Annotated in this window: 18 protein-coding genes and 1 pseudogene; 12 read left to right on the top strand and 7 right to left on the bottom strand. The window is 59.3% G+C overall.

Annotated features, from left to right (window positions below):
- Nucleotides 1-129: 129 nt before the first annotated feature.
- On the bottom strand, nt 130-825 hold the full coding sequence (locus GSQ77_RS06885) for a LuxR family transcriptional regulator (RefSeq protein WP_158900354.1): 696 nt from the start codon (nt 823-825) through the stop codon (nt 130-132).
- Nucleotides 826-1,059: 234 nt separating this feature from the next.
- On the opposite strand from GSQ77_RS06885, the pseudogene GSQ77_RS06880 reads away from it, so the two are divergent.
- Nucleotides 1,060-1,194, top strand: a pseudogene (locus tag GSQ77_RS06880) (IS3 family transposase); the annotation flags it as partial.
- 648 nt (nt 1,195-1,842) lie between these two features.
- Nucleotides 1,843-2,226, top strand: a complete 384-nt coding sequence (locus tag GSQ77_RS06875) for a hypothetical protein (RefSeq protein WP_158900350.1) — start codon at nt 1,843-1,845, stop codon at nt 2,224-2,226.
- Between the two features lie 189 nt (nt 2,227-2,415).
- Here the strand turns inward: GSQ77_RS06875 and GSQ77_RS06870 are convergent, their stop codons facing one another.
- The 4 genes from GSQ77_RS06870 to GSQ77_RS06855 all read right to left on the bottom strand — a co-directional run bounded on the left by GSQ77_RS06870 (nt 2,416) and on the right by GSQ77_RS06855 (nt 6,430).
- Complete coding sequence (locus GSQ77_RS06870; protein WP_254067487.1) at nt 2,416-2,892, bottom strand: copper chaperone PCu(A)C; 477 nt, start codon at nt 2,890-2,892, stop codon at nt 2,416-2,418.
- 93 nt (nt 2,893-2,985) lie between these two features.
- Nucleotides 2,986-3,351, bottom strand: a complete 366-nt coding sequence (locus GSQ77_RS06865) for a copper resistance protein CopC (RefSeq protein ID WP_158900346.1) — start codon at nt 3,349-3,351, stop codon at nt 2,986-2,988.
- A 93-nt stretch (nt 3,352-3,444) separates the two neighbouring features.
- Complete coding sequence (locus GSQ77_RS06860; RefSeq protein ID WP_254067486.1) at nt 3,445-5,961, bottom strand: TonB-dependent receptor; 2,517 nt, start codon at nt 5,959-5,961, stop codon at nt 3,445-3,447.
- A gap of 82 nt (nt 5,962-6,043) precedes the next feature.
- Nucleotides 6,044-6,430: a DUF2946 domain-containing protein gene (locus GSQ77_RS06855; RefSeq protein ID WP_158900344.1), complete on the bottom strand. Its 387-nt coding sequence runs from the start codon at nt 6,428-6,430 to the stop codon at nt 6,044-6,046.
- A gap of 235 nt (nt 6,431-6,665) precedes the next feature.
- Here GSQ77_RS06855 and GSQ77_RS06850 point away from each other — a divergent pair, with 235 nt between their 5' ends.
- The 8 genes from GSQ77_RS06850 to hutG all read left to right on the top strand — a co-directional run bounded on the left by GSQ77_RS06850 (nt 6,666) and on the right by hutG (nt 13,573).
- Nucleotides 6,666-7,379, top strand: a complete 714-nt coding sequence (locus GSQ77_RS06850; protein WP_158900342.1) for a lytic transglycosylase domain-containing protein — start codon at nt 6,666-6,668, stop codon at nt 7,377-7,379.
- Nucleotides 7,380-7,535: 156 nt separating this feature from the next.
- A complete protein-coding gene (locus GSQ77_RS06845) occupies nt 7,536-8,276 on the top strand; it encodes an IclR family transcriptional regulator (protein ID WP_158900340.1) in 741 nt (246 codons plus the stop codon).
- 106 nt (nt 8,277-8,382) lie between these two features.
- On the top strand, nt 8,383-9,135 hold the full coding sequence (locus GSQ77_RS06840) for a transporter substrate-binding domain-containing protein (RefSeq protein WP_158900338.1): 753 nt from the start codon (nt 8,383-8,385) through the stop codon (nt 9,133-9,135).
- Nucleotides 9,136-9,174: 39 nt separating this feature from the next.
- Complete coding sequence (locus GSQ77_RS06835) at nt 9,175-9,840, top strand: amino acid ABC transporter permease (RefSeq protein WP_158900336.1); 666 nt, start codon at nt 9,175-9,177, stop codon at nt 9,838-9,840.
- Nucleotides 9,840-10,634, top strand: coding sequence for an amino acid ABC transporter ATP-binding protein (locus GSQ77_RS06830; protein ID WP_301951140.1), 795 nt, complete (start codon nt 9,840-9,842; stop codon nt 10,632-10,634). The genes GSQ77_RS06835 and GSQ77_RS06830 overlap by 1 nt, the downstream gene beginning before the upstream one ends.
- Nucleotides 10,631-11,362, top strand: a complete 732-nt coding sequence (locus GSQ77_RS06825) for a HutD family protein (protein WP_254067485.1) — start codon at nt 10,631-10,633, stop codon at nt 11,360-11,362. Before GSQ77_RS06830 ends, GSQ77_RS06825 begins: the two co-directional genes overlap by 4 nt.
- Nucleotides 11,355-12,764: a formimidoylglutamate deiminase gene (locus GSQ77_RS06820; protein ID WP_158900334.1), complete on the top strand. Its 1,410-nt coding sequence runs from the start codon at nt 11,355-11,357 to the stop codon at nt 12,762-12,764. Before GSQ77_RS06825 ends, GSQ77_RS06820 begins: the two co-directional genes overlap by 8 nt.
- An 11-nt stretch (nt 12,765-12,775) precedes the next feature.
- Nucleotides 12,776-13,573: an N-formylglutamate deformylase gene (gene hutG, locus GSQ77_RS06815; RefSeq protein WP_158900332.1), complete on the top strand. Its 798-nt coding sequence runs from the start codon at nt 12,776-12,778 to the stop codon at nt 13,571-13,573.
- Between the two features lie 136 nt (nt 13,574-13,709).
- Here hutG and GSQ77_RS06810 read toward each other — a convergent pair whose 3' ends face one another.
- Complete coding sequence (locus GSQ77_RS06810; RefSeq protein ID WP_158900330.1) at nt 13,710-14,402, bottom strand: aspartate/glutamate racemase family protein; 693 nt, start codon at nt 14,400-14,402, stop codon at nt 13,710-13,712.
- Nucleotides 14,403-14,467: 65 nt separating this feature from the next.
- Complete coding sequence (locus GSQ77_RS06805) at nt 14,468-16,066, bottom strand: diguanylate cyclase (RefSeq protein WP_367889651.1); 1,599 nt, start codon at nt 16,064-16,066, stop codon at nt 14,468-14,470.
- 253 nt (nt 16,067-16,319) lie between these two features.
- Between GSQ77_RS06805 and GSQ77_RS06800 the strand changes: the two genes are divergently transcribed.
- Together GSQ77_RS06800 and GSQ77_RS06795 are read left to right on the top strand one after the other, a co-directional pair.
- The gene (locus GSQ77_RS06800; protein ID WP_158900328.1) at nt 16,320-17,027 is read left to right on the top strand and encodes an MgtC/SapB family protein; all 708 of its coding nucleotides are present in this window, start codon (nt 16,320-16,322) and stop codon (nt 17,025-17,027) included.
- Between the two features lie 150 nt (nt 17,028-17,177).
- Nucleotides 17,178-17,519 carry a hypothetical protein gene (locus GSQ77_RS06795; protein ID WP_158900326.1) on the top strand — a complete coding sequence of 114 codons (342 nt, stop codon included), beginning with the start codon at nt 17,178-17,180 and terminating at the stop codon, nt 17,517-17,519.
- Nucleotides 17,520-17,577 lie beyond the last annotated feature (58 nt).

Genomic DNA, 17,577 nt, shown 5'->3' with positions numbered 1-17,577 from the left:
GCTGGTGAAAATAGCCGGCCTGGCTGAGAATTCTTCCATTCAACAATCCCTTCCCAGAGCGAACTAATCGCCGCGAAGCGATAAGCGATAATTCGTACCGCTCGAAACGATTAGGCATGAGCGCAATCCTCAACAGTGGATCGAATCGGAAGCGCATGGGGTGTTCCATTTGACGAGGGATAGGACGGGGGAGAGATTACCGTCGACTGCTTTGTTGCGCAGAGTGGCCAAATGGCATTCGACTGTTCGATCTGACATGCCGAGAAACTTCCCGATTTCCTTATTAGCAAAGCGCTCTGCTTTTAAAAGAAAAACCCGAAACTGCGCATCGGTGGGTGGCGTCACAAAATATTGATCGACTTCGAGACAGACCAGCACGCGCTTGATCGCGCTCTTAGCATCGTAAAAACTCCTATATAGCCGATACAGACTATTAGGAGGAAGCGTTGGCGTAATGTCATTCCAATAGGTGACGATGGCCAGAATATTTTCTCGGGAACCCAGCACCGGAAATTTAACCATTTCTCCCAATTGAGCTTCACCGCTGTCATCAAGAAATTGATGCCTGCCAAGCACATGAGATTTCTTTTCACGCGCGTGAAAATCAAGCTTTTCAATCATGGTCGCATACTGCGTGCCCCATTCCTGTTGGCGGAAAGTCAGGTCGCGTACCGTTATTCCCACGAGATCCATTGGATTTTCGACACCAAATTGCCGCGAAAAATATGCATTATTAACAACGTATTTCCCAGTGTCGGCCTCTTTGAGGCTTGCCGAAACCGGGAAATTCTCTATGAGGCTGGTGAGTTCGCTATTGGATTTCATGACCTATCACCGTAGTGGTTTTTTCTTGAGTACGATTTTTATTTTTATGGAGCGACTCTAGGCGGCGTTGTTTCATAAATCCGGCTGCTATGCATCCGACCTACGCTTGTGCGCACCAGATGAAATAGCACCGCTGCTATCGCCTGAAAAATTAACACGTGATCCGCTGCCATTCATTTGTTCCAGTATTTTCGGACCCGCCGAAAGAATGGCGTCAGACCGAGAATGAAAGGCATGAAAAAGTGGTGGTTAACGGACGAGCAGATGGCTACGATCCTGCGCGAAGCGGACAAGGCGCCAGTCGTCGAGGTCCTGAAGAAGGACGGATTCAGCAAGGAGACGATCTACGACTTTCGGCAGTATTTCGGCGATTTTGATTGCTCACTTATGCCCCCCCCAAGGCGCACATAGATTCCGCGCTTATCACGGATGCGGGTCCGCTTTGCAAATGGACAATGACTTCATCTGCTTGGTCATTTTCTTGGCCAGGTGAGTCCCGAAATTCTGCTGACGCCCGCATGGGCGCCGATGTTTTCAGCTATAGATCTGCTCGGGGCGATTGCCTACCAACCTTCCAGGTTTGCTTTTTTAAAGAGAGCTCCGCAACCTCGGTTGCGAACCCTGCGGTTGGTAGCTAATTAATTTAGTCATACTAATTATCTGATTATGTATTTATCTGAAACGGATGGACGATTTAGCGCTATTCCGATGTGCCTTCATGAGGCGCCTGAAGATTGCCTACGCGTGGGTGTGCCCTCAGATGACGACGCTCGGCTGACGATGTTCATGTTGGCCGACGCTCGAAGGAACGGGCCCAAACGAGGGAATATGAGAAGGAAGCGGTTGATACCCGTACGCAACACCGATATTAACCTGACCACGTAAAAAACGGAGAGATACGATGGCTATAGTCATTATAAGAGAACGCGACCTTATTTCGCGAGGGCAGCGTCTTTGCGCGGCGGCACCACAACCTTTCATCGCGGCACCCGCCGTACTGCTGCTCAGGAGGACTGGATGATGGCCGACAAACTGAAAAAACCGCTCCATGAACTGATTGCCGAACAGCTCATCGAGCGGTTGCGGCAAGGTAGGGTCTCTAGCGAGCGCCTAACCCCGGTGCAAGCAATACACGAGCACCGGATGCAAGACTGGACCGGCTCGATGTGCATCAAGGGGGTTGTCCAAGATGGCGATGCAACGCAGTGGGCCGATGACTTAGGCGTTGAGCCGGTTTTCTACGGTTTATACGCACAGAAAATGGACAACACCTTGCAGTGGCTGTGCAACTATCGCACCGAGCAACAAGCAGAGGATATGGCCGAACGTCTAGCAGTGGTCTTCTCCATGCTGAAGAACAGCAAGCGTCATCCGAAAGGGACACAGCTTCGTTCCGAATAAGTGCCCGCTATTGTGAGTACCCATAGTGTTTAATTGCAAATTAGCCTCTCATCAAAAGGGCTGAGTCCTGTGCAATACAAGACCCAGCCCTAGCAGCCCTTGTCATTCACTGTCCACCTTCTTGGGTTCAGTTCATAAACGGAGGCGTCTTCGCATGGCACGGCTTGTGCCGCTACGTCGCTACGCAGATTACGGCCCGGTAGCGCCGGCATTCTTGACCTCGCACACGGCTGCGATTTTTTGCCCTCCGCTGAACATGAAGGTCATCGGCAACTTTGCGCCGATCTGCACCGGTTGCGTCGGTTGCTCCAACATCAGGTGATAGTCGCCTGGCGTGAACGCGAGTTTGCCATGCGCGGGCACGGTAACTTTATCGACCATCGTCATGCGTGACGTCCCCCCTTGCGTTTGCGACTGATGCAGCATCGCCATGCCGAACGCGGGCGTCGACACAGCCACCAGATCGACAGCTTGATCGCCGGAATTCGTCGCAACGAAATAGCCGCCCGAGGGAAGATTGCCGGGCAGCGCCCGAACCCAGCAATTCGACACCGCCAGCGTGTTGCTGGCAGCCGCATTGGCCGCGCCGCCACCACCCATCAGCGCGCCCGCCAATAACAGCCCCTTGAGTGCGCAATGCGCAGTACGTCGGGTCACTTTCATCATTTTCTCCTCATCGAATTCATCGGCACGCCGCCGACGTCAAGCTCACGAGCCGCACGCGGCGGCTGCACGAAAACAGGCATGGATCGCTCTCGCCTATTTGACGGTAAAGGTGTAGTCACCGTGAGTCCGATGGCTGTCTTCGGCCACCGCGACCCAGTGCACCGTGTACACACCGGGCTGCAGTTTCGGCACGGCCACCGTCAACGTTTTTTTATCGCCCGCATCGAGCAGCGACTTCTCTGTCGTGACAGTCTGACCGGCGGCATTGGTCACGCTCAGCGAACTGAACGCGCCTTCCAGCGCATCGTCAAAGACGATCTTGACCTGCGTGATGGAGCTATCCACCACGGCCTTGGGCGCTGGCATCTCCTGTTTCGGATATGCGTGGGCCTGGGCGAATTGAGCCACGGTCAGGGTACAAGCGGCGACCAGGAGACGAAGGCGAATTAGATTTTTCATCGGAAAGCTCCATAAGTGACGAAGTGCGTCACCAAAATGATTAGCGAAAGTTAACAGTGAAACTAAGCAACAACATTGAGCGACGAAGATCGGCTACAGGTTGTATTTCAACTCCGCGTACAAGGTACGCTGGGGAAACGGGTGAAACAAAAAGTACTGCCGGTTATTCAAGTTATCGACACCTGCCGCGATGGTCCAATGTCGGTCGTATTTATAGTCGGCGCGCACATCGACCACGAAATAGCTCTGGAAACCCTGGTACGTGGCCGCGTTGATATCGGTGTTATCGACCGTTGAAAATACTCGCGTGCTAAAGCGCCCCGCCACCGTATAAGCCCATTGATAGTCGGGCCTGTAAGTGGCGGCCAGCGTGGCGCGCCAAGTCGGTACCGATGGCACATGGCTGCCCACCGCGCTCGCATTCGGCGCCGTCAGCGGTGGCACATACCCGCTATCGGCGAGAATGCGCGCGTTCACGTAGGTCACGTTGCCGGAAAGCTGCAGCCCCTTGATCAACACGTTGTCTTGCTGCCCCACCAGCTCGATGCCGGTCTCGTGCGTCTTATCGACATTCTGCGTAAATGAAACCGGCGTGGCGAAACCCGCGATCGTCGAGGTCTGCGAAATCAGCGCATTCGAGACATACTCGTCGAACACCGAGACGCGTAACTTGCCGTCTTCGGTATGACGCTCAAGCGCCAGCTCGCCTGAGAGCACACTCTCCGGTTTGAGGAACGGGTTGGCTTGCAGAAAGGTGGTGCCGGTTTGCACGGTTTGATATAACTCGCCGACTGTCGGAAAGCGCAATGCTTTGCCGAACGAGCCGGTGAGCGACCAGAGATCGGTGGCGTCCCATGTCACCGAAGCTTTCGGCGAAAAACCCGACCGGCTCAAATTGGGCTGGTTCACGGCCACGCCGACGCCGTTCGTACCCGTGGCGAAATTGAAGCCGTTATACGCATGCCACAACTCATAACGGCCGCCCAAAGTGGCATGAACCGCCGGCGATACGCGCCATACGTCCTGCAGCCAGAGCGCACTCGTTTGCGTACTGCCTAGCGAATTGCTGAACACCGACCCGTCGCCGCCGGTTGCGAAATTATCGGTGTTGAAGGTCGGGCTGCTCAGCCTGAACTGATCGAAATGCGCGCCGAAGCTGACTGTGTTGGCCGCCCAGATACCCTTGGGCCGGAACGTGCCATTCAGGTCTGCCGTCGACCAGCCGGTACCGCTCATGTCCGTGGTGTGGCCGGGGCCACCGGTAAGTGCCAAAGGATAGACACCGGTCGACAAGCGGCTTAAATCCTGCAGATACTGAAAATTGCTCAGTACCAGTTCCCAATCGAACTCGCCGTCGGTATGTGTCTTCACGCGCAGGCTCTGCATCAAATGCTCCTGCTCGACGAAATTACTGGAGAACTGTCCGGCGATCGTGTTGGCGCTGTATTGAAAGCCGCCGATATTGACGTTGCCGCTCGCGGCGCCGAAATACGGCGTGCCGTCGGCCGAGGTCAAGTACGACTGCGAGGTCGCCTTCGAATTGTTTTGCCAGTAACCCACCGTATAGGTTGCGTTGAGGGTGGGCGTAAGGTCATACGATACCTTGAGCGTAAAGTCGTCCTGGATCGTATGGGTGAAGTTGCCCGCACCGACGATCTGGATCGGGCCGCCGGTGCGGTTCGCGTTGGCGAAGCCGCCGCCGATCACCGGCAATGAAGCGCTTGCCGCAGTGGTCGATTGCACGACCGTTCCAAATGTGATCGGCTGGCTGAAGCTGTCCAAGTGCTCGGCGCTGAAAAACCACGATAACTTGCCGACCTTGTCGCCCAGTGTCGCGCTGTATTGCTGCGACGGAAAGGTCTGATTGGTGCCGTATAACTTGAAGTCCTGCCAGGCTGCCGTGACGTCGGCACTCCCCTCGAATTGTTTGGGCATGCGCGTTGTGATTTCGGTCACGGCGCCATACGAGTTGCCTGGATACGCGGCCGCGAACGGTCCGTACATCACGTCGATATGATCGATTTCCTGCGGCGAAACCATGAACCACTGCGGCGAGCCATTGCCGTTGTTGTTGTTGATCAAGGTCGAAAGCAGCACGCCGTCGGCATAGATGAGGCTCTTGGCGCTGGAGTTGATGCCCGTGGTGCGGGTCGCCATCGGCGCCTGGGTGTCACCAATGTAGCGCTTGCGCACGAGTAGGTCGGGCAGGTATTTCAGCGCGTCCGAGGAGTCCGTCATGTTGATGCTCTGCGCGGCTTGGGCGGCGCTAATGCTCTCGGTGGTCACCGGTAGTTGACGGATCTCGGCGACCGAGCGCGCTGCTGTGACGTCGACGGGCGCCAGGGTCTGGGCCGCTCCGGTGGTTACGCTGGTAGCTGTGGTGGTTTCTGCCGTAATCGCAGGAGCCGTTGAGGTGTCCCCGTCTGCAGCGTCGCCGCCGGATTGGCCGGATTGGCCGAGTCGTTCGGGTTCGGCCGGTCGGCCAATCTCACCGGTGGCCTCAGCATGGGAACTCATCAGACCCAACGCGGCAAGCATCGCGGGCGCCGCGACGGAAAAAGGCGAGGCGGTACGTAAAACCGCCGCGCTTTGGAAAAGCGGGGTGCGCATGGTGTTTCATCTCGAATTGTCGTCGCAAAGCGGCACGCAAACACGCGCCGAAGCGCGAACGCACAGGGTGCGTCGCGAATCTTTAGACCAAAACGAGAGGAGTTGGAGGGCCACGCGGTTGCGCCCAGTTGCCGAGGTCAGCCGGTCTGAACGCAAAGTTAGGCAGTGCCGGTGGCAGCACCGGCGACGCAGCAAGCGGCGCGGCGGTGACTGCCGCGGTCGTGATAGTAGGAAAATGCGCGCAAAACCCGCAATAGACGCACGCGTCGCCGTGCAGCGAATGCGTAGCGGGATCGTCTTGCGTCGGACCATTTTGGGTCAGCCCATGCGACGAGCAGAACGAAGACAGCGCGATGTCGAGCGCGTCGTGCGAGCGCAGCGACTGCGAGATGAGCGGCACGAATACCGTCAGCAGGATTGCGCACAATCCAAGAATGCTGCCGATTTTCCGTAGGTATTTTGCGCGCACAGTGCTCAGATGAACAAACTCGAGTCGCCCCATAGCGGAGCGACTTGCGATCCGGGCCGATTATGCCACAGACACTTTTAGCTTAGTTCACACGAAGCCACCGCGTGCATTTTGCGAGAGTGGCGCCGCGCTTTCCACCATCGTTAGATCTTGTTTACACGATCACGCCCCCTTTTTTAGAATTTCCTTACGTTGACCCCGATATTCTGGGACGCTGGAAATCAGGGTTATGGCGATGACTGCTCACTCTAGTTTCAGCCGTCTGCGCCGCTTGGCCTGCGGCGCAACATTACGTATAGGCGCGGCTCTGGCCAGCGCGGTATTAGCCAGTTCGTGCGCCACGATCGGCGCCGAACCCGCGCGCAACGCGCCCGATGCCGGCAACGCCAATATCGCACTGGCGGCCCCAACAGCCGGCGCCACGCGCGTCGCCTCGGCTCCTGCGGCCGCTCATGGGGTGGGCCGCGAACCTGCGTTGAGCGCGATGCTGGTCGCGCGCTTTCGCATCAGGCGGGCCAGCGCGCAGCGCATCATCAGTGCTGTCTACCAAGCCTCGGGCGACTCGCACATCCCGGCATCGCTCATTTTGGCCGTGATCGCCACGGAATCCGGGTTTAATCCGCGGGCTCGCAGCACGGTGGGCGCGTCTGGCCTGATGCAGGTTCTGCCACGCTGTCACGCCGACTTGATCGCCCGCATGAAGCCCAATCAAGATCTGTTCGATCCTGAACCGAACATCGACATCGGCACGCGCATACTCAAGCGCTACCTTGACGATGCCGGCGGCGACGTCACGCTTGCGCTGCAACGCTATAGCGGCGGCACGCACGGCTATCAAGACCGGATCGACGGTTATTGGCGCAGCTTCGCCGCATGGCCCGGGCCCGCGGACTCGCCATTGCGCGCGCCCCCGTCGATGCCCCCGCCGACGTCCCCGTTTTCCGCCTGATCGATTTTCGCGGTTCCCTCCACTTTTCCCGCATCACCTCTGACGCGCCGCATCCGGCGCGTCACGTCCCAGCGCACCCCTCACTAAATTCAGAATTTTTCTCGCACGATGAGAAAGATATTTTTTTCCGTGAGAAAAAGTCCCAGACTTGCCCTCATGAAAGCGCCCCCTGAAATCGCCACGGTCGTCGATCGTGTGCTCCATGTCCTATCGTGCGTCGCGAGCGCAGGCCGCCCCATTGCCGCCAAGCAAATCGCGGCGGAAGTGGGTGCGCCGCTCAGTACTGTCTACCGCCACCTGGCGGCTCTGCGGCACTGGGGCCTGCTACAGGAACACGCGAATACCGGCTTTTTCGAGCCCGGACCGACCGGGGTGCAACTGGCTTGGGGATTCGACCAGAACTCACACCTGATCAGCCAGAGCCGCGACGAAATCGGCGAACTCGTGAGCCGCTCAGGCGAAAGCGTCGGCTTGATGATCTATTTAAATGGACAAGTGGTGTGTCTGGCCATGGTCGAAAGCGACCAGCCGCTACGCTGCTCATTTACGCGTGGGCGCGCCCATTCGATGGTGCGCGGCGCCTCGGCCAAGGCCTTGCTGGCGTTTTTGCCCACGCCCGTGCAAAGTGGCCTGATCGCCGATCAATTGGGCGGGGATGCTCCCGCCATCGCCAGCTTGCAAACCCAGCTCGAAGACATCAGGCACAAGCGGTATGCCATTAGCGAAAACGAAGTGGACATCGGCGTATGGGGCGTGAGCGCGCCGCTCATTTCCGATGCCGGCCGCCTGGAAGGCGCCATCACCTTGATGGCGCCCACCGTGCGAGTCGCGTCACGCGCCGCCGAATGGATCCGGCTGACCCGCAGCGCCGCCGACCGTATCAGCAATAAGTTGTAGTCGCGTCCCGCCTCACATCTCAAGCTCGAAACGCTTTTAATCGTTTTTTTAAGCCTCGCTGTCGAGGCCGAAGTTACCTTAGTTGCGCCACCCTCTTGGAGCCGTCATGAAACTGTTCAAAGTGCTGTCCGCCTTCGCCCTGGTTTTCGCGATGGCCACCTCGCCGGTGGCCCACGCCGCCGCGTCGACCGATAACGTCATTCGCGTGGCCACCGACGCAACCTTCCCGCCCCTGGAATTCGTCAAGGACGGCAAACGCACGGGCTTCGATATCGATCTGATGGATGCGATCGCCAAGGTGATGGGCAAGAAAATAGAATGGGTCGATATCGATTTCAAAGGGCTGATTCCCGGATTGATCGCCAACCGCTTCGACGTTGCTGCGTCCGGCATCTACATGACCGAAGACCGCCGCAAGGTGGTCGATTTTACCGACCCGTACTACCAAGGTGGCTTGGCCGTCCTGGTACGTAAAGACAATAAAACCATCAACACGCCGGCCGACTTGGGCGGTCACTCGGTATCGGTGCAGGTCGGCACTAAATCGGTCAACTTCCTGAAGGACAACTATCCGACCGTGCAACGCGTGGAAGTCGAAAAGAACCAGGCAATGTTCGACCTGCTCAACATCGGCCGCGTCGATGCCGCAGTGACCGGCCGTCCGGCTGCCGTCGAATACGCAAAGAGCAACCCGAACGTACGCGTGCTTGATAAAGGGTTGTCGATCGAACTGTACGGCTTTGCCCTGCGCAAGGACGAACCGGCGCTGACCGCCCAAATGAACAAGGCGCTGCAGACGGTACGCGAAAACGGCACCTACAATGCGCTGGTCGCCAAATGGTTCGGCGTCACGCACTAACTCGATCTACTGCATAACGCGAGCGGCAAGGAGTAGGTCATGACCCTGGATTTCACGCCCGTTTGGCAAAGCTGGCAGTCGCTGGCGACCGGCGCCCTGATCACCATCGAAGTGACCGCTTCGGCCCTCGGCCTGGGCTGTGTGCTGGGGCTACTGGTCGGCATCGGCCGGCTCAAACCGCAGCGGCGCGTGATCTTCGGAATCTGCACGGCCTATCTGACGTTTATCCGCGGCACGCCGCTGCTGGTCCAGCTATTCCTGCTGTTTTTCGGTTTGCCGCAATTCGGCATTTTGCTGCCGGCTTTTTTATGCGGCGTACTGGGCCTGGGGATCTATAGCGGCGCCTACATTTCGGAAATCGTGCGCGGCTCGATCCAGTCGATCGACGCCGGCCAGATGGAAGCGGCGCGCTCGCTGGGCATGCCGTACCAGCTCGCGATGCGCAAAGTCATCTTGCCGCAAGCGTTCGTGCGTATGATTCCGCCGCTGGGCAACGAATTTATTGCGCTGATCAAGAACTCGGCGCTGGTCTCGCTGCTGACCATCGACGATGTGATGCACGAAGGTGAGAAAATCATCAGCGTGTCGTACCGTTCGCTGGAAACCTATCTTGTGATTGCCTTTATCTATCTGATCCTGACCAGCGCGACCAGTTTTGTTCTGCGCCGCACCGAACGCTCGCTGCGTGCCAACGGGAGAGTCTGATGAGCGAACCTATGGTCGAGGGTATCGTCGCGGGCATTGTTGAAGTGCGGGGGCTGGCCAAATCATTCGGCGCCGTGCAGGTTTTGCACGGCATCGATTTCTCGGTACAGCCTTCGCAGGTCGTCGTGATCATCGGGCCGAGCGGCTCGGGCAAGAGCACGTTCCTGCGCTGCCTGAATGGCCTGGAGACGGCCGAAGCAGGTACCATTCGGATCTGTGGCCACAGTCTGGTCGAGCACGGCCGCATGATAGGCGACACGGAGCTCAACCAGTTGCGCACCGATGTCGGCATGGTGTTCCAGTCCTTCAACCTGTTTCCGCACTTGACCGTGCTCGACAACATCACGCTGGCGCCGCGCTCGCTGCTCAAGCTCACGGCACGCCAGGCCGAAGACGAAGCGCGCGCGCTGTTGCAAAAAGTGGGCTTGGAGCATAAGGCCGATGTCTACCCCGGCACCCTATCGGGCGGACAAAAGCAACGTGTGGCGATCGCTCGTGCGCTGGCGATGCACCCGCAACTGATGTTGTTCGACGAGCCGACCTCGGCGCTCGATCCGGAGTTGGTCGGCGAAGTGCTGCAAGTGATGCAGACGCTTGCCGCCGAAGGCATGACCATGTTGATCGTCACGCACGAAATGAATTTTGCCCAGGAGGTTGCCGATACGGTCGTCGTCATGGATCATGGCCGTATTATCGAAATGGGCCCGCCGTCGCAGATTTTCTCGGCGCCGCGCGAAACCCGTACCCGTAGTTTTCTACAAGCCGTGTTATCACGGCAGAGCGTTGTTTCATGATCGAGCTACCTTCTTCTCCTACCCCGGTGCGTATCCGACGCAGCGCGGACTTGCATGCGACGCCCTGGAAAAACGGCGGCGGCGTCACTCGCGAGCTGGCTGCGTTTCCACCGCATAGCAACTTCGCCGATTTCATTTGGCGTGTCAGTGTTGCCGACGTGCATGCCGATGGCGCGTTTTCGACCTTCCCCGGGATCGACCGGCAGATCGCGCTGCTCGACGGCGCTGGCCTGACCTTGCGTTTCGATGACCGTGCCGATGGCCATCCCGACGAACGTGCTCATGAACGTACTCATGAACGGGGCGGCGAACGCACCGGTGAACATGCCGGCGTATATACCAATGCATATGCCAGCGAGCATGCCCATGAAAGGCGTGAACAAGCGCTCGTCGAAATCGGCGTGCCGTTCGCGTTCCCGGGCGAGGCCCAAGTGCATGCCAAGCTCACCGACGGCCCCACGCGCGACTTCAATCTCATGGTCAGGCGCGACGACGCGAGCGGTTCAGTCACCACTTGCCGAGGCACCGCGTCGCAATGGTTGCCGCCCGATGCGACGTTGCTCTATGTCGTACGCGGCGCTACGGCGCTCTATGCCGGCGGCGAAATGCATATATTGAACACTGGCGATAGCGCTCAGTTGACGGAACCGGGCCCGTACCTGCGTTGCATAGGGCAGCAAGACGATGCGCTGGTTCTCCTGGTACGCATCCAACTAAAGTATGAGTGATCGCCACACAGACGCCAACGCCGATTCGCATGCCCTCTTCGCTCCCCGCGCCTTGCTACCGCAAGGCTGGTGCGACGACGTGGTGCTGCGCTGGGACGCCACAGGCGAACTAACCGAAGCCGTGGGTGGCCAAAGCGCGGGCACACTACGCCGGGCGCGCGGTCCGGTCATACCGGGCATGCCCAATCTGCACTCGCATGCATTCCAACGCGCCATGGCCGGGCGCACCGAAATCCTGGAAGATCCGAGCGATTCGTTCTGGAGCTGGCGCAAGCTGATGTATGGCTTTGCCGCGCGGCTACAGCCGCACCATCTGCAGGCAATCAGCCGCCATCTCTACATCGAGATGCTCAAGGCCGGCTATACGTCCGTGTGCGAATTCCATTATTTGCACCATGCGCTCGACGCTCAACCGTATGCCAATCCGGCCGAGCATGCCGAACGCATCATCGCCGGCGCCACTGAAAGCGGCATCGGTTTAACGCTGCTGCCGGTGCTTTACCAATTCAGCGGCTTCGGTGAACAGCCGCCACTCACGCGCCAGGCTCGCTTCATCAACTCACCGGACGCGATCCTCGCGATGCTGCAGCGCTTGCGCCACAGCCATCCGCAAAACGCCAACCTGCGCTACGGGGCCGCGCCGCACTCGCTGCGCGCGGTATCGCCCGATGCGTTGGACACGTTGCGGCTCGGCCTGCACCACGACGACCCACTCGCCCCGCTGCACATCCACATCGCCGAGCAAGTTCAGGAAGTCGACGAGTGCATTGCCGCTTGGGGTGCGCGCCCGGTCGATTGGCTGCTCGATCATCAACCGGTCGACTCGCGCTGGTGCCTCGTTCACGCCACCCATATGACGCCTGCCGAATACGATAGGCTCGCGGCGAGCGGCGCGATCGTCGGCTTATGTCCCACCACGGAAGCCAACCTGGGCGATGGCTTGTTCGACGCGCGTCGCTACCTCGCGGCTCAAGGCGCATGGGGCATCGGCTCGGATAGCCATGTCAGCGTGTGTCCGCGCACCGAATTACGCTTGCTCGAATACGGTCAGCGCTTGCTGCACCGCAGCCGCAATGCGCTGGCAACGCAAGCCGCACCGGCGGTGGCTGACCGCCTTTATCAAGCGGCGCTGACAGGCGGTGCCAGCGCAAGCGGTCGGCCGGTGGACGGGCTACGGCCAGGTCATCGCGCCGATTTCCTGGTGCTCGATGCCGATCACGCCGACCTGTTCGATCGAGCCAGCGCACAATTGCTATCGGGCCTAATCTTTTGCGAACACGGCGGCAACCCGGTTCGCGACGTTTTTGTCGGCGGCCGCCAGTGGGTTTCTGACGGCGTACACGCAGGCGAAGCCGACGCGCTGCGCGACTATCGCGCAGCGCTTGGCGAATTACTTTCCTAACGAGGGCAGTCATGCAACCGAGTTTTACTTTGCAGCGCGGCACCGCGCCGCTGCTCGTATCGATGCCGCATACCGGCACCGAATTGCCGGAATCCGTGAGAGGCACCATGACGGACGTGGCCTTGCAGGTCGACGATACGGACTGGCATATCGAACGGCTTTATGAATTTGCACGGCACCTCGGCGCGTCCATTTTGCAGCCACGCTATTCACGCTACCTGGTCGACCTGAACCGGCCGCCCGACAATACCAGCCTGTATCCAGGCCAGAACACCACAGGTTTGTGCCCGGACACCACGTTCGACGGCGTGCCGCTTTACCGCGAAGGCTTGCACCCCGACGCCGCCGAAGTGGCGCGCCGCCTGGAGCTTTACTGGCGGCCTTACCATGCGGCATTACAGGAGGAGCTCGCACGCTTGCAACAGACGCACGGCGTCGTGCGCCTGTGGGATGCGCATTCGATCCGCTCGCATGTGCCGCGTTTATTCGATGGGGAGTTGCCGGTATTTAATTTCGGCACGGCGAGCGGCGCCGCTTGCGATAGCGCAATTGCCGAAGCATTGCTTGCGCAGGTTGGCCGCTCGGCGCCCGGACAACCGGCGGTATTGAACGGACGGTTCAAAGGCGGTTACATCACACGCGCCTACGGCGCCCCGCAGCGCGGTGTGCATGCGATCCAACTCGAACTGGCGCAACGCAGCTATATGATGGAAACGGCGCCCTACACCTACGATGAGCAATTGGCCCGCCCGCTGCAGGCGACACTGGAAAATCTGCTGACGCAGTTTATTGCGTGGCAGCCGCATTAAGGCGCTGCTCGCCAGGGCGGCAGTCAAGCAGCCGACCTACCTGAGCTCGCTGCTTGAGGCCACTGCATGAGCCTGCTGCTTGAGGCCGCTGCATGAGCCTGCTGCTTGAGCCTGGTCGAGCCCAGCAAAGGTCTCTTCAAGCGAGCGCCAGATCGATCGCCGCCTGCGCATGCAAGGCAGTGGTATCGAACACCGGTAACGCCGTATCCGCCTGGCCGATCAACAGCATGATCTCGGTGCAGCCCAGTATGATGCCCTCGGCGCCCTGCTCGCGCAAACCGTCGATCACCTCGATATAGGTTTGTTTCGAGCGCGGCAGGATCACGCCATGACACAGTTCTTCGTAGATGATGCGATGCACTTCGTCACGCTGTGCCGGCGGCGGGATCACGACGTCGATGCCATGCCGTTGCGTCAGCCTGTGCCGATAAAAATCCTGCTCCATCGTGAACCGCGTACCCAACAGGCCCACGCGTGCGAGCTTGCGGCGCTTGATCGCGTCGCCGGTCGGATCGGCGATATGCAGAAAAGGCACCGCAACATCGCGCTCTATCGCATCGGCAACCTTATGCATCGTGTTGGTACACAGGACGATCAGCTCGGCTCCGCCTGCAGCGAGCTGCTGCGCGGCACGCAGCATGCGCTCGGCGAGCGCATCCCATTGGGCTTCGTGCTGCAGGTGCTCGATTTCGGCAAAATTGACGGTGACCATGAGGCTTATTGCATTGTTGTGACCGCCCAAACGCGCCTTCATGCCCTGGTTCAGCAATTTATAGTATTCGGCCGAGGACTCCCAGCTCATGCCGCCGATCAGGCCTATCGTTTTCATCGTAGAAGATCCAGTTAGGTAACGTGTCGGAGGTGTACGAGTATCGCCACGTCTAATCGACATATCTAATCAACGACCAGCGCGACACCGACTTCGAGATCGGGCCAGCGATAGATCGCCACGCGGTTGCGACCGGTCGCCTTGGCCTGGTATAGCGCTTCGTCCGCCGCGTTGATCAGCGATTTACAGCCCAGCGGCGAGCCGACCGGCCAGGTGGCAATGCCGATGCTGATCGTGACGCGGCCGAATTCGCTCAGTGCATGTTCGATCGCCCGCTCGCTCACCGCGCGCCGCATCGCCTCGGCCACGACCTGGGCGGCGGCCACCGAAGTATCGGGCAGCAGCACCACGAACTCTTCTCCGCCGTAGCGGGCCGCGCGATCGCCCGGACGTACCAGCGATTCGTTGATGCAGTTCGCGACCGCGACTAACGCGTCGTCGCCGGCTTGATGCCCGTACGTGTCGTTGTAGGCCTTGAATCGATCGATGTCGACGAAGATCACCGACAGATCGCGCTTCGAACGAACCGCTTCGCGCCATTCCAGCTCCAGGATGTCATCGAGCGTGCGCCGATTGTTCAGGCCGGTCAGGCCGTCGGTCTTGGCAAGCAGCTCGAGCGTTTGCTCGGCGAATAAGCGCCGCTTCATTTGGATCGCGAAAAATATCGACAGGATCACGAACACGATCGAGAACACGATGACCGGGATGCCGATCCACAGTGCACGTTTCCACCAGCTCGCGTACATATCCGCAAGTGAGACGCCCACGTCGATGTAAAGCGGCAGGCCCGGGATTTTTCTGAATACGTACAGGCGGTCAACGCCGTCCGAGACGGCGGTCACCTCGAAAGAACCGCTGTCGCTGGCTATGATCCGAGCATAGGGGTCCGTTCCTTTGAGCGTTCGTCCTAGGTCGTTGGCCCGCGAGGGCATACGCGACACCACGGCGCCGTCGAGGTTCATCAACGTGATGGTGCCGCGCTCGCCGAACGCAAGGCCGGCGAAGAGATCCTGGAAATACCGCAAGTTCACTGCGATGAAAACGATACCGGCAAAGGAACCGTCAGGCCCTGACAAGCGCTGGCTCAACGCGATGCTCGGCTCGCTGTCACGTAACCTGGAGCGGTACGGCCGACTCACGTAGAGACCCTGCTGCGGATTGTCGCGCTGAATGGTGAAGTAATCGCGGTCGGCAAAATTGCCATGCCGCGGCACGACACTGCCCGCATCCATAATCACATTGCCCGCTTTGTCGAGCACCAGCAGCGAACCGAGGTATTTTGCCGTGGCGACCCGGTCGAACAGTATCTGGCGTTGCACCGCGAGTGGGAGCGCCCGTACATCGGGTCGGCTCAGACCGTCCTTTACCGCATCGAGTGACAGCGCATACAGTTCGAAATTACGGCTGATGTCGCGCTCGATCAACGTACCTACATTGCGGGCAGCTTCCTGCCCCCGCTCGAAACTGTCGAGTCGACTTTGGTATAGGACGAACGCGCACAAGCCCGCCATGAATAGCGCCACGCACACGCCACCTCGGATAATCGCGCGCGGCGACAGTACGCCTCGGCGCTTCAAGGTCGGCTTCACAGCCGATTCTTCAGGAATGGGTGGCGCGGGATTGACCATGCGGGCGTGGGTATAGCGCTGTGGCTGTTGCCACAAAGGTTAGCTTAATAACGAGATAACAGGAAAGCGAAAAGTCCACGGCGCCTGTCAAGTTGTCATATAAAACAACTACGCTGTTCGGCGGCGGCCGAACCCGTCGAATTTTGGCGGCGGCCGAACCCGTCGAATTTTGGCGGCGGCCGAACCCGTCGAATTTTGGCGTCGGCCGAACCCGGCGAATTTCGGCACAGCCGAACAACGCCGACCGAAACCACAACAACGACCGAAAGAACATGCAACAGTCAGCGCCATGATTCCAGATTACGTCATTCGTCTAGCCATTGCCTTTGGCTTGGGCGTGGCCATAGGCATCGAACGGCAAGTGCGACAGCGCGCCGCGGGCTTGCGCACTGTCACGCTCGTGGCGGTGGGCGCGTGCCTGTTCGTCACACTGGGCGCGTTGTCCGACAACGCGACGCAAGGCATGACGCAGATCGCGGCCTATGTGGTGTCGGGTGTCGGTTTTTTGGGCGGCGGCGTCATCATGCGCGACCAGGGTTCGTTGCAAGGCATCAATACGGCCGCCACGCTGTGGTGCTCGGCTGCGGTCGGCGTACTGTGCGGCACGGGGCATTTCGGGCCGGCCATCATGGGCACGGCTATCGTGCTGGCTGCCAATACGGTGCTTAGGGATTTGAGCCGCTATCTGAACACCACGCCTGTCTCAACCGCCGAGATCGCGGTCGACTACACGATACGCGTGGTCTGTCGCGCCGAGGACGAAGTGCACGTACGTACGCTATTGACCAATTCGACGCATGCCTTCCCGCTCTCGTTTCGCTCGCTGAAAAGCGAGGATCTCGCCGGTACACCCGGCGCGCTGGAAGTCCTGGCCGAGCTGCGCCTACACCCGAAGGATCAGGCCAAGCTCGAACAACTGACCAGCCGCATCAGCCTGGAAAAAGGCGTGAGCGCGGTGAGTTGGGTGGCAAAGCCGCTGGAACTGGTAACCGATTGAGGCTCTCGGACGCCCTCCACTGCACCGCAAAATTTACGCCCGCCGCAGGCATTTTTACGCGATTCTTACACGCCGATATCTACACTCCACAGGTCGGGTCGTGGGCTATTGTCAGCCCACACAGCCCGAATACGAGTGTGGAAATCGGCAATGAATATCAAAACCTCTATGTGGCTGCGTGGCGTGACGAAAATCATCGTCGTCGCCGTGGTGACCAATCAAATCCTTACGGCCTTGTTTGGCTGGGGTGCACGCGCTATCGATCCTGACGTCAGCACGCACATCATCACGCTCTTCAGCTTCATCACCTCGATGGCCGCCGGCATCTGGATACAGGCCGATGCGCGCCGCGCTTACGCGCACGCCAAGCAAGAGGGCTTGATCAAAGCGGACACGGGCGGCAATGCCCCTTGGGCGCTTGCCCCCGAGTGCCCAAATAAATGGCTCGTCACCCTGCATCTCGAGATGAACCCCGCGCTCGCCGATCTTTGAGGCCACCGCTGGTACGGTGCGCAGCGCGCACACCGATGACTCTCTTCGCGCGCCGTCC

It is taken from the genome of Burkholderia sp. L27(2015) (assembly GCF_009765705.1).
In the GTDB taxonomy this organism is placed as follows: Bacteria; Pseudomonadota; Gammaproteobacteria; order Burkholderiales; family Burkholderiaceae; genus LMUX01.
The sequence above is the reverse complement of the archived record's forward strand: the minus strand, read 5'-3'. Positions and strand labels throughout refer to the sequence as shown.